Source organism: Proteus vulgaris (genome assembly GCF_016647575.1).
Lineage (GTDB): Bacteria > Pseudomonadota > Gammaproteobacteria > Enterobacterales > Enterobacteriaceae > Proteus > Proteus mirabilis_B.
On record NZ_CP032663.1, the window covers coordinates 1316493 to 1328434 of the forward strand.

An 11942-nucleotide genomic window follows, 5' to 3' on the forward strand; every position below is an offset into this window, starting at 1 on the left:
GGGTTACATCTCCAAAAAGTTCTTGATAAGTTGAGCACCTGCTTTCCCGGAACGCTCTGGGTGAAATTGCACACCATAAAAATTATCTTTTTGAATTGCACTACTAAAACGCGAGCCGTATTCAGTTTCAGCAATCGTCGATTCATTGAGCGCTAAAGCGTAACTATGAACAAAATAGAACCAAGCATCATCACCAAGATCACGAAAAAGAGGATGTCCTGGTTTTGCTAATACTTGGTTCCAACCCATGTGAGGTAGTGGTAATCCTGCCGTATCAAGCTTATCTATGGTGCCATCAACTAAACCTAATAAAGGAATATCTTTGCCTTCTTCGCTTAGTGAAGCCAATATTTGCATGCCTAAACAAATACCTAAAACAGGTTGTGTTAATGCTTTAATTAAAGGAATTAGCTCACGTGCTTTGAGTTGTTCCATTGCTGCTCTAGCAGTTCCTACACCGGGCAAAAAGAGCTTATCCGCAGATAACACAACGTTTTTTTCATAGGAAACAATGGGATCATAACCAAGTCGCTTAACGGCGTAAGCGACAGAGGCTAAATTGGCACAACCTGTATCAAGAATAACCACTTTCATCACAAAACACCTTTTGAGCTGGGTAAAGTATTGCCTTCGACACGAATGGCTTGGCGTAATGTACGGCCAAAGACTTTAAATAAGCTTTCAGCTTTGTGGTGATCGTTTTTGCCTTTCGATTTCAGGTGCAATGTGCAACCCATCGTATAAGAGAGTGAACGGAAAAAGTGTTCAATCATCTCTGTACTTAAATCACCGACACGCTGGTATTTAAATTCGGCTTTGTATTCAAGGTGTGGACGACCAGAAATATCTAACGCACAACTTGCAAGGCATTCATCCATTGGTAATGTAAAGCCGAAACGAGCAATACCTCGTTTATCGCCTAATGCTTCACGTAATGCTTCACCCAAAGCAAGACCGGTATCTTCCACCGTGTGGTGATCATCAATAACTAAGTCACCTTTAACATTGATGTTCATACGAAAGCCGCCGTGTGTGGCAATTTGATCAAGCATGTGATCAAAAAAACCGACACCTGTACTGATCTGGCTATTGCCTTCACGATCAAGCCAAACATCGATCGCAATTTGTGTTTCTTTGGTTTTTCGCTCAACGTGGGCATAGCGATCTTTTTTCGTTAGTTGCTCTGTGATAACCGCCCAATTGAGCTTATCGGTATTATAAAGCAGGCCTTTGATACCCATATTTTCAGCTAACTGAATATCAGTTTGTCTATCACCAATGACATAGCTGTTATCTTTATCTAGTGCACCATCAACTAAATACTGGGTGACAAGCCCTGTTTCTGGTTTGCGACAAGGGCAGTTGTCTTCAGGTTTATGAGGACAAATTAACACATCATCAAATGAGATCCCTTGAGATGAGAAAACTTGCATCATTAAATTATGAGGAGGATCGAAATCTGCTTGAGGAAAACTTTCTGTGCCTAATCCGTCCTGATTTGTGATCATAATGAGTTTATAACCCGCTTTTTGCAGAGCAGTAAGTGCGGGGATCACGCCATTTTCAAAGGCTAGTTTATCAAGTCTATCAACTTGGTAATCTGTTGGTGGCTCAGTGATTAAAGTACCATCACGGTCAATAAAAAGAATTTTTTGGCTCATGGTTGAGATCCCTCAGTTGCGATTTTTTGTTGTTATCGTTTTTAATGTTTTATACGTTTGCAGTTTGAATATTTTTTATGGCATTAATCACGCTATCACATTCTTCTGCGGTACCGATAGAAATACGCAAACAGCCATTAAGCCCATATTGACGCTGTTGATCGCGTAAAATAATCCCTTGTTCCCATAAAGTACGGAAAACCAGAGTTGCATCAGTGAATTTCACTAAAATATAGTTGGTTTCACTGTTATAAACCTGTTCAACATTAGGCAATTTTTTTAACGAATCAGATAAAATGGCTCTGTTGCGTGAAATTTCTGCTACTCGTTTTTTCATTATCTCAATACCTGCTTCTGTTAACGCTTGCGCAGCAATATCTGCAACAGGTGTTGAAAGCGGGTACGGAGCGATCACTTTTAGTAATAATTCAATGACAGGTGGGTTGGCAAGCGTAAATCCACAACGAAGCCCTGCTAAAGCAAAAGCTTTCGATAAGGTTCGCAAAATAACTAAATTCGGATAATCTTCAAGCCATGAAACAATTGATGCTTGTGGGCAAAATTCAATATAGGCTTCATCTACTGCAACAATGGCTTTATCTTTAGCCAACGCTAATACATCACGAATAAGCGAAGGATCAACAAGATTTCCTGTCGGGTTGTTAGGGCTGCACAGATAGATAAGTTTTACATTATCAAGCTGTGATGCGATGGCTTTAACATCTGGGCTCCAATCAGCAAGCGCAGGGACAACACGCTGTTCTATACCGAAGGTTTCAGCACTAACGCTATACATACCATATGTCGGTGGGCAATAAAGCACGGCGTCTTTACCCGGCTCGCAAAACGCACGAATAAGAAGCTCAATCGCCTCATCTGCGCCACGGCTCACTAAGACTTGATTAGTCTCTACACCGGCATATTTTGCGTAACGGTTAATGACGTTAACAGGTTGACATTCAGGGTAACGGTTTAAGTTTTTTTCATTAAAAGTAAAGTCAGGTGCGATAGGGTATTCATTTGCATTTAACCAAACAGAACCATTTCCTCCTAAGCGCCGAGCAGACTGATAAGGTGTTAATTCACGTACATTTTTTCTTGCAAGTGTATTGATATCAAATTCAGTTTTCATCACTCTTTTTTCCCCTGAGCTAAAGCGTTAACGCGAAGTGTGACAGCATTTTTGTGTGCAGTGAGTTGTTCTGCTTGCGCTAATATTTCAATGGTCTGTGCTAAATCAGATAAACCCTGTGCGGTGAGTTTCTGCACTGTCATACGTTTCATAAAATCAGCTAAGCCTAAGCTTGAGTAGGTTGCTGTATAGCCATAAGTCGGTAGAACGTGATTAGTACCAGAAGCATAATCCCCCGCAGATTCAGGCGACCAAGCACCAAGAAAAACAGAGCCGGCGCTGGTAATGCTATCAACGCGAGTATCAGCATCATTGGTTTGAATAATTAAGTGTTCTGGACCATAGCTGTTACTGATTTCAATACACTGGTCGAGATCACGAGTAATAATGACCCGGCTTTCTGCAAGTGCTTGTTTCGCGATTTCAGCACGGCTTAAGAGTGCCAGTTGTGTTTCAGTTTCAGTAATAACGGCTTTAGCGAGTGTTTCATCTGGCGTCAATAATACAACCTGTGAATCAGGGCCGTGTTCAGCTTGAGAAAGTAAGTCAGCAGCAATAAATGCAGGATTTGCGTCCGCATCAGCAATCACTAGTACTTCAGAAGGTCCTGCTGGCATATCGATAGCCGCACCTTGTAGCGATTGACTTGCTTGGCGTTTTGCTTCAGTCACATAAGCATTACCGGGTCCAAAAATTTTATCAACTTTAGGTATAGATTCAGTACCAAACGCCATAGCTGCAATTGCCTGCGCACCACCGACTTGGAAGATTTCATCAATACCAATTTGTTGAGCAATATATAAAATTTCATCAGCAATAGGGGGCGGTGAGCAAAGAATAACTTTGCGACAGCCAGCAATACGAGCTGGAATACCTAACATCATTACCGTTGATAGTAATGGTGCCGAACCTCCGGGAATATAAAGGCCTACTGCATCAATGGGTCTACTAACTTGCTGACAAAATACACCGGGCTGTGTTTCCACGTTGATAGTGTTAGGAATTTGCGCTTCATGAAAGCGACGAATATTATTCATCGCTTGTGCTATTGCCTGTTTTATTTTGCTATCAAGTCTTGATGAGGCTTCATCGATTTGCGATTTTGACACCAAAACACTTTCCGGCGCTGCCTTATCGAATTTTTGGCTAAGTGCTTTAAGCGCTTTATCCCCATCATTGCGTACCTGTGAAATGATGCTAGCAACTTGTTCAGTAATTGAACCTGATGCAGAAATAGCAGGGCGAGTTAATAGCACTTGTTGCTGTTCTTTAGTGCATTTATTCCAGTAAGTTAATGTATTAAAACCCGTTTTCATCATTTCACCTTATTCCATCATTTTTTCAATTGGTAAAACAAGAATTGAACTTGCACCTAATGCTTTCAGCTTTTCCATCGTTTCCCAGAATAGGGTTTCGCTACTTACCATGTGCATTGCGACGCGATTTTGGTCACCCGCCAGAGGTAAAATAGTCGGTCTTTCAGCTCCCGGAAGTAATGCAATCACATCTTCAAGGCAATCACTTGGCGCGTGTAACATAATGTATTTTGATTCTCGAGCTTGAATAACACCTTGAATACGTGTCAGTAAGCGGTCGATAAGTGCTTGTTTATCGGCTTCCATTTCACCGTCGCGTTGGATCAAGCATGCTTTTGAGCGATAAATCACTTCAACTTCTTTTAATCCATTCGCTTCTAATGTTGCACCAGTAGAAACTAAGTCACAGATGGAGTCAGCAAGACCCGCACGAGGGGCAACTTCAACAGAGCCATTTAATAAACACGATTTAAATTTGATACCTTTTTGGTCTAAATAACGTTTGAGCAGGTTTGGATAGGAGGTTGCGATACGAGTATTATTTAAGCATTCCGCGCCTTGATAATCGAAATCGACAGGTGTTGCGAGAGATAAACGACATCCACCGAAATCAAGACGACGTAGCGTCAGATAACTTGGGTTTTCACCTTGAGAACGACGTTTTAATAACTCTTCTTCTAAAACGTTTTCACCGATGATCCCTAAATCAACAACGCCATCCATTACTAACCCCGGAATATCGTCATCTCTAACACGCAAAATATCGATTGGCATATTTTCAGCGTAAGCAATCAGGCGCTGTTGATTTAAGTTAATTTTGATGCCACAACGCGCTAAAAGGGCGCGAGACTCATCACTTAAACGACCCGATTTTTGCATCGCAATTCTTAATCTTGCTTTATCTAACATAATATTACCCTATCATTGTCCATATTTTTGTGATGAAAATTAGCTATAAAAAAACCCCGGAAGTTGCCTTCCGGGGTTTTAGTTGTTATCTGCATTCAGACCACCGGAAGCGTTTCTTAAACGTCTTCCAGCACTCATCGCCTGAAAGACTAGTCAGGGTGATGGTGATGATGGTGGTTTAGTTGAATGCTATACATAATTATTTTCCTAGCTAATAACACTATTTGTTATTTAATAATGCCCGTTACTGTTAATCTGTATTTAGTAACCTGCATTTAGAATTTGTCTGCCTTTCAACCTACATGATTTACAAAGCAGAAAGCAACCTATTTTTTAATAATAATTTAATTATTTTGTAACCTTTTGTTTTTAATGTAATTTTAATATTTCTCTTATTTACTTAATGGGACAAGTAGGCGAGTATATAGGGATATGCTAAACGTTCACGAAATATAAGTAGTATTTATAAGTAATGGCGAAACGAAAATTTTATAGCATACTTTGACTAAGCCATTTAAGTAGGGGAGCAAAATGAAACGAATAACCATCGTAGGATTAGGTTGGTTAGGTTTACCACTTGCCGCTGCGTTGCGTGATGCAGGCTATCAAGTTAAAGGGACTAAAACCACCGAAGATGGCGTAGAAGCAGCAAGAATGAGTGGCGTTGACTGCTGTTTAGTGAATTTAACACCCGCAATTGAATGTGATAGAGATGATTTTGATTACTTAATGGAAACGGACGTCCTCATTATCACGTTACCGCCAAGTGCAGCTGGTGGTGGTTATGATTATGTTGAAGCCATTCAAACGCTGGTGGATAGCGCAATGTCTCGCCATGTTACGAGAGTCATTTACATTAGCTCTACTTCTGTATATGGCAATCAAACAGGTAATATCACGGAAGAAATGGATATTCGACCAGAAACACAATCAGCAAAAATGTTAGCAGAAGTTGAGAACTGGCTACATCGTTTACCATTAACCACGGTTGATATTCTTCGATTAGCTGGATTAGTCGGGCCGGGTCGTCATGCAGGACGTTTTTTATCAGGTAAAAAACAGGTCAAAGGCGCTCATCAATGCGTTAATTTAGTCCACTTGGATGATGTGATTTTTGCTGTCGAGCAACTTCTTGCGCAGAATGAAGGTGGCCATTTATATAATTTATGTGCCCCAATTCATCCTAAAAAGAAAGATTTTTACTCAAGAGTGTCAAATCAACTCGAACTTATTCCGCCAGAATTTGCTGAGGAAGAGAAACCTTTAATACGAGAGATTGATGGTCAGGAGATCTGTCGAGATCTTGGATTTCATTACCATTATCCAGATCCCGACAAAATGCCAATGAATTAACTTAATTTACAGGCAGTAACACGATATCACGGAAAATAGGTCTTTCACTTAATTGTGCAAACCAACGCTCAATGTGAGGGAAGTCTGGTCTATCTTTGCAAACTTCGAGCCACGGGTAGACCAGAGGCGCAATAGCGATATCTGCAAGAGAGAATTCATCTCCTGCAAAATAAGTTGTTTTTGCAAGTTGGTCGTCAGCAATTTTAATTAATTTATTAAGCTTCTCTTTCAATGCGTTAACAATCTCAGGGTTTTGCTGCTCTTTAGGTGTGCGAACAATCATGATCATCATTTGTTGAATGGGCGCAAATAGGCTGCCATTTGACCAATCCATCCATTTTTCTACATTTGCTCGTTGTTTAGGATCAATGGGATAGAGTGTGTTATTTTCATATTTTGCACATAAATAACGAATAATGGTATTAGACTCCCATAAAGCAAAGTCATCATCTTGTAAGGTTGGAATTGAAGCGTTGGGATTCATAGTTAAATAATTTGCTTCATTGAGTCCACCAAAAGGACCTCCAACATCGATTTGTTCATAAGGAACATTTAATTCCTTTAAGCACCAAAGAACTTTTTTAACGTTAGATGAGTTTTTTCTACCCCAGACTTTTAACATAAAGGTCTCCTAAACCACGATAAGTAATAAAATTTCCCTCTATAGGGCGCTAAATATGAATATAAGATAAATCTCTATATATCAATGTTGGCGTCTTATTCCAGAAAGCCATATAGTAGGAAAGCTTTAACAAATTGATATAAAAGGGTGATCGGTAATGAAAAAAAATATTCCATCTGTTCTGGGTAAGGTTACCGCGGGAATGGGTTTACTGCTAATTATTTCTAGTCCTTCATTTGCGGTAAATAATCCGGTACCTCCTCAAATAGAGGCAAAATCTTATGTATTAATGGATTACAACAGCGGAAAAATTCTGGCATCAGAAAAACTTGATGAGCGTTTAGATCCCGCCAGTCTTACAAAAATCATGAGTAGCTATGTTGTTGGACAAGCTATCAAAGAAGGTCGTATGTCACCTGACGATATGGTTATTGTTGGGCGTAATGCATGGGCAACGGGAAATCCGGTATTGAAGGGATCATCATTGATGTTCTTGAAACCGGGTGATCAGGTTAAAGTGATTGATTTAAATCGCGGTATGGTTATTCAATCTGGTAATGATGCCAGTATTGCATTAGCAGAACATGTTGCGGGCAGTCAAGAAACCTTCGTTGATTTAATGAATTCCTATGCTAAGAATCTCGGTTTAAAAAACACACACTTTAAAACCGTTCATGGGTTAGATTCTGATGGACAATATACCACTGCACAAGATATGGCATTACTTACGGCTGCCATGATCCGCGATGTACCTTCAGAGTATGAAATTCATAAAGAAAAAGAATTTACATTCAACAATATTCGTCAGCCAAACCGCAACCGTTTATTGTGGAATAAAAATATGAATGTTGATGGTGTGAAAACAGGTCACACCAATGGAGCAGGATACAATCTTGTTTCTTCAGCAACTGAAGGTGATATGCGCTTAATTGCTGTTGTTCTAGGAACACCATCAGATAAAGTGCGTTTTGCTGAAAGTGAAAAATTATTAGGTTGGGGTTTCCGCTTTTTTGAAACGGTAACACCAGTAAAAGCAGGTACACCACTGACAACGCAAAAAGTGTGGTACGGCGATAAAGGCGAAGTGGCGTTAGGGGTTGCTAATGATGCCTCAATTACTATTCCTAAAGGTGAATTGAAAAACCTGAAAGCCTCTTTTACTTTAACCAATCCTGTATTAGAAGCGCCGTTAACTCAAAATCAGGTTGTGGGTACAGTTAACTTTTTATTAAATGATGAAGTGATTGAACAGCGCCCATTGGTTGTAAAAGAAGCGGTTGAAGAAGGTGGGATCTTCAGTCGTATCTGGGATTTTGTTGTTAAAACAGTATCTGGTTGGTTTAATGCTATTTTTGGTTAATACACTAATAATGGTTCTATCAAAGCGTTACTGAGTTTTTCACCCAAAAAGAAAGACTAGCTATTATTTTTATAGAGAAAATCCGTAATTGTTTAACGATTACGGATTTTTTTATATTCAATAAAATAAAGGGATATCTCTAGTTTATAACTTAAATAAGCCCATCGATTTTACCTTGATTATCAACATTCACAGCAATGGCAGCAGGGGTTTTCGGTAATCCAGGCATTGTTGTGATAGAACCCGTTAAAGCGACAACAAAACCAGCACCCGCAGAAACATATACTTCACGCACGTTGATTGTAAAATCAGTAGGGCGGCCTAATAAGGAGGGATCATCGGAGAGTGAATATTGAGTTTTTGCCATACAGACAGGGAAATGAGCAAAACCCATACTTTCTATCTTTTCCAACATTTTGCTAGCGTGTTGGCTATAGGTCACACCATTTGCTCCATAGATCTCTTTTGCGACAGTATTAATTTTTTCACTAAGTGAGGCATTATCAGGATAAATTAATTGGAATTGGCTCTGTTCATTTTCAAGTGTATCAATCACTTGATTCGCTAATTCAATACCGCCTTCGCCTCCTTTCTCCCACACTTTGGTAATTGCAAACCGGCAATCTCTATCTTGGCAAAATTGCTCGATAAACTGGTGCTCTGCAATACTATCAGTGACATAAGCATTAAGAGAGACAATCACCGGTAAACCATATTTTTTAAGGTTTTCAATGTGCTTTTCAAGATTTACAATCCCCTTTTCAAGGGCAACTAAATCTTCATTGTTCCATTCACCTTTGCCTAAACCACCGTTATATTTTAGCGCTTTAGTGGTTACAACAATGACGGCACAATCAGGGCGTAATCCACTGATCCGACATTTTATATCAAAGAATTTTTCAGCACCTAAGTCAGCACCAAAACCAGCTTCTGTCACGGTAATATCTGCAAGTTGAAGTGCCAATTTTGTTGCTCTTACACTATTGCATCCATGAGCAATATTAGCGAAAGGGCCTCCATGAATAATGGCTGGCGTATTTTCGAGTGTTTGTACTAAATTAGGATTAATTGCATCTTTTAATAAACTTGCCATTGCTCCAACAGCTTGCAGATCGCTAGCTGTAACAGGATCACCATTATAAGAATAGGCAACAATGATACGAGAAAGTCGCTGTTTTAAATTATCAATATCCATTGCCAAACAAAGGATAGACATAATTTCAGAAGCAACAGTAATAACAAAGTTATCTTCTCGTGTAATACCGTCTTTTTCGCCACCTAATCCCACAACAATATTGCGTAAAGCGCGATCGTTCATATCCATACAACGTTTAAACACGATTTTTTTAGGATCGATATTTAAAGGATTGCCTTGATAAATTGAGTTATCGAGCATGGCTGCAAGTAAGTTATTGGCGGAGGTAATTGCATGAAAATCGCCAGTAAAATGAAGATTGAGATCTTCCATTGGAACGACTTGCGAATACCCACCACCTGTGGCTCCACCTTTAATACCAAAGCAAGGGCCTAAAGAGGGTTCTCGCAATGCAATAATGGCATTTTTTCCAAGATGATTAAGTGCTTGCCCTAATCCAACAGTGACCGTTGTTTTACCTTCACCAGCAGGTGTTGGATTAATTGCTGTAACTAAAACTAACTTTCCGGGCTTTTTTATCGCAACTTTTGACCAAATACTGTGGCTAAATTTGGCTTTGTATTTGCCATAAAACTCGATATCGTCTTGATCAATATTTAAATTTTTAGCAATGTCCTGAATAGGTAAGAGGTGTGCTTCTTGGGAGATTTGAATATCTGATTTCATTTTAGTTCTCTTTTTATCCCGCTTATGATGTCTCTAGTGATCTTTACTTATCAACTTTAGACAATAATCTAAATATCGCCAATAGATTGATTAATTTATAGTTATTTACTTTAGATAACATGTTCATCGTCTCGCCATTTTAATAATTTTTGTTGTTAGCTCCTGCTTTTTCTTTAAATTATCACTATTGAGTGATGCTTTGCTTTTTTGAAAAAACATATTTTAACTAAGGATGATAATTTAATCTCATACAAAAAAGATGACATTAAAAAAAGAAGGGTATTGAGATTGATGTTAATAAATAAAAAAGGCGCTTATATCAGCGCCTTATCTATCATAAATATCTGTATTGAGACTCTCTGGTTTAGTCACAAGAAATTTTAATGGCTAATCCACCTTGAGAGGTTTCACGATATTTAGCGTTAATGTCTTTACCTGTTTCGTACATTGTTTCAATGACTTTATCTAAACAAATACGAGGATCACTGACACGACGTAAAGCCATACGAGATGAGTTTACGGCCTGTACGGCTGCGATAGCATTACGTTCAATACAAGGAACTTGTACTTGTCCTGCCACTGGGTCGCAGGTAAGTCCTAAGTTATGCTCCATCGCAATTTCTGCCGCAATACAAACTTGTTCTGGGCTACCGCCTAAAAGTTCAGTTAATGCGCCAGCTGCCATTGAACAAGCAACACCGACCTCGCCTTGGCAACCCACTTCAGCACCCGAGATAGATGCATTCATTTTGTAAAGTGAACCAATAACACCAGCAACTAAGAAAAAGCGAGTGTAAGAGTTTTCATTTACAGGACGAATAAATTTATCATAGTAAGACAATACGGCTGGAATAATGCCACAGGCACCGTTTGTTGGTGCTGTTACAACACGTCCACCAGCCGCATTTTCTTCATTTACGGCAAGGGCAAACATGTTAATCCAATCAACAACTGTCATTGGATCGGTTGTGGTTTTATCTTCGGTTACTAACATACGGCGTAATGCAGAGGCACGGCGAGGTACACGTAAAGGCCCCGGTAATAAGCCTTCAGTATTTACACCGCGCTCAATACCTGACTTCATTACTTCCCAAACAGCCGCAAAATGAGCTGAAATCTCTTCTTTACTGCGTAATGCTAATTCGTTTTGCATCACTAATGCAGATAAAGAAAGCCCAGTTTCTTTGCAATGGCGACGTAAATCAGCCGCATATTGATAAGGATAAGGAACTTGAACCGCATTTTCTTCAGGTTGACCAAAATGCTCTTCATCAACAATAAAACCGCCACCAATTGAATAATAGGTTTTCTTCAATAAAACCTGTTCACCGTTATAAGCGGTAATGGTCATGCCATTTTCATGGAGAGGTAGATTGGTTTTATGAAAATTCATACCGCCTTCAACCGGAAAATCGACTTCTTTTATGCCATTTGCCAGCATTAAGCGACCAGTTGTTTCTACTTGTTTGATAAACGGGACGATAGAATCAATATCGACAGTATCAGGTAAATTTCCTGCGAGTCCCATAATAATAGCAATATCAGTTGCGTGACCTTTACCTGTTAAAGATAAAGAGCCATAAACATCAACGATAACGCGGGAAACAGAAGAGAGGAGATTTTTTTCAGCAAGTAAATCAACAAATTCTTTACCTGCTTTCATTGGACCTACAGTGTGTGAGCTTGAAGGACCGATACCAATTTTAAAAATATCAAAGACGCTAACCATAATATTCGCCTCCCTAATTAATTTAAAGGCGCAACTGT

10 protein-coding genes and 1 other annotated feature are annotated in these 11942 nt (G+C 39.4%); of the genes, 2 read left to right on the plus strand and 8 right to left on the minus strand.

Annotation, left to right across the window (positions count from 1 at the left end; translation table 11 throughout):
- Nucleotides 1-3: 3 nt before the first annotated feature.
- From hisH to hisG, 5 genes are read right to left on the minus strand one after another with little or no spacing between them, the layout of a single operon-like run.
- Nucleotides 4-594 (minus strand): imidazole glycerol phosphate synthase subunit HisH, encoded by a 591-nt coding sequence (gene hisH, locus D7029_RS06035; RefSeq protein ID WP_088493334.1) that lies wholly within the window; start codon nucleotides 592-594, stop codon nucleotides 4-6.
- Nucleotides 594-1661 (minus strand): bifunctional histidinol-phosphatase/imidazoleglycerol-phosphate dehydratase HisB, encoded by a 1068-nt coding sequence (gene hisB, locus D7029_RS06040; RefSeq protein WP_194952121.1) that lies wholly within the window; start codon nucleotides 1659-1661, stop codon nucleotides 594-596. Before hisB ends, hisH begins: the two co-directional genes overlap by 1 nt.
- A gap of 49 nt (nucleotides 1662-1710) precedes the next feature.
- Complete coding sequence (hisC, locus tag D7029_RS06045) at nucleotides 1711-2793, minus strand: histidinol-phosphate transaminase (RefSeq protein WP_088493332.1); 1083 nt, start codon at nucleotides 2791-2793, stop codon at nucleotides 1711-1713.
- Complete coding sequence (hisD, locus tag D7029_RS06050) at nucleotides 2793-4112, minus strand: histidinol dehydrogenase (protein WP_194952122.1); 1320 nt, start codon at nucleotides 4110-4112, stop codon at nucleotides 2793-2795. Before hisD ends, hisC begins: the two co-directional genes overlap by 1 nt.
- Nucleotides 4113-4118: 6 nt before the next feature.
- Nucleotides 4119-5018: an ATP phosphoribosyltransferase gene (hisG, locus tag D7029_RS06055; RefSeq protein WP_194952123.1), complete on the minus strand. Its 900-nt coding sequence runs from the start codon at nucleotides 5016-5018 to the stop codon at nucleotides 4119-4121.
- A gap of 44 nt (nucleotides 5019-5062) precedes the next feature.
- Nucleotides 5063-5192, minus strand: a sequence feature (His leader region).
- 357 nt (nucleotides 5193-5549) lie between these two features.
- Between hisG and D7029_RS06060 the strand changes: the two genes are divergently transcribed.
- Entirely contained in the window at nucleotides 5550-6371 is an 822-nt protein-coding gene (locus D7029_RS06060) for an SDR family oxidoreductase (RefSeq protein WP_088493329.1), read from the plus strand.
- 1 nt (nucleotide 6372) lies between these two features.
- Here D7029_RS06060 and D7029_RS06065 read toward each other — a convergent pair whose 3' ends face one another.
- Nucleotides 6373-6993 (minus strand): glutathione S-transferase family protein, encoded by a 621-nt coding sequence (locus D7029_RS06065; protein WP_194952124.1) that lies wholly within the window; start codon nucleotides 6991-6993, stop codon nucleotides 6373-6375.
- A 157-nt stretch (nucleotides 6994-7150) separates the two neighbouring features.
- Here D7029_RS06065 and D7029_RS06070 point away from each other — a divergent pair, with 157 nt between their 5' ends.
- On the plus strand, nucleotides 7151-8353 hold the full coding sequence (locus D7029_RS06070) for a serine hydrolase (RefSeq protein ID WP_194952125.1): 1203 nt from the start codon (nucleotides 7151-7153) through the stop codon (nucleotides 8351-8353).
- Nucleotides 8354-8504: 151 nt separating this feature from the next.
- Here D7029_RS06070 and D7029_RS06075 read toward each other — a convergent pair whose 3' ends face one another.
- On the minus strand, nucleotides 8505-10175 hold the full coding sequence (locus D7029_RS06075) for a formate--tetrahydrofolate ligase (RefSeq protein WP_194952126.1): 1671 nt from the start codon (nucleotides 10173-10175) through the stop codon (nucleotides 8505-8507).
- A gap of 364 nt (nucleotides 10176-10539) precedes the next feature.
- Complete coding sequence (locus D7029_RS06080) at nucleotides 10540-11904, minus strand: L-serine ammonia-lyase (RefSeq protein ID WP_194952127.1); 1365 nt, start codon at nucleotides 11902-11904, stop codon at nucleotides 10540-10542.
- Nucleotides 11905-11942 lie beyond the last annotated feature (38 nt).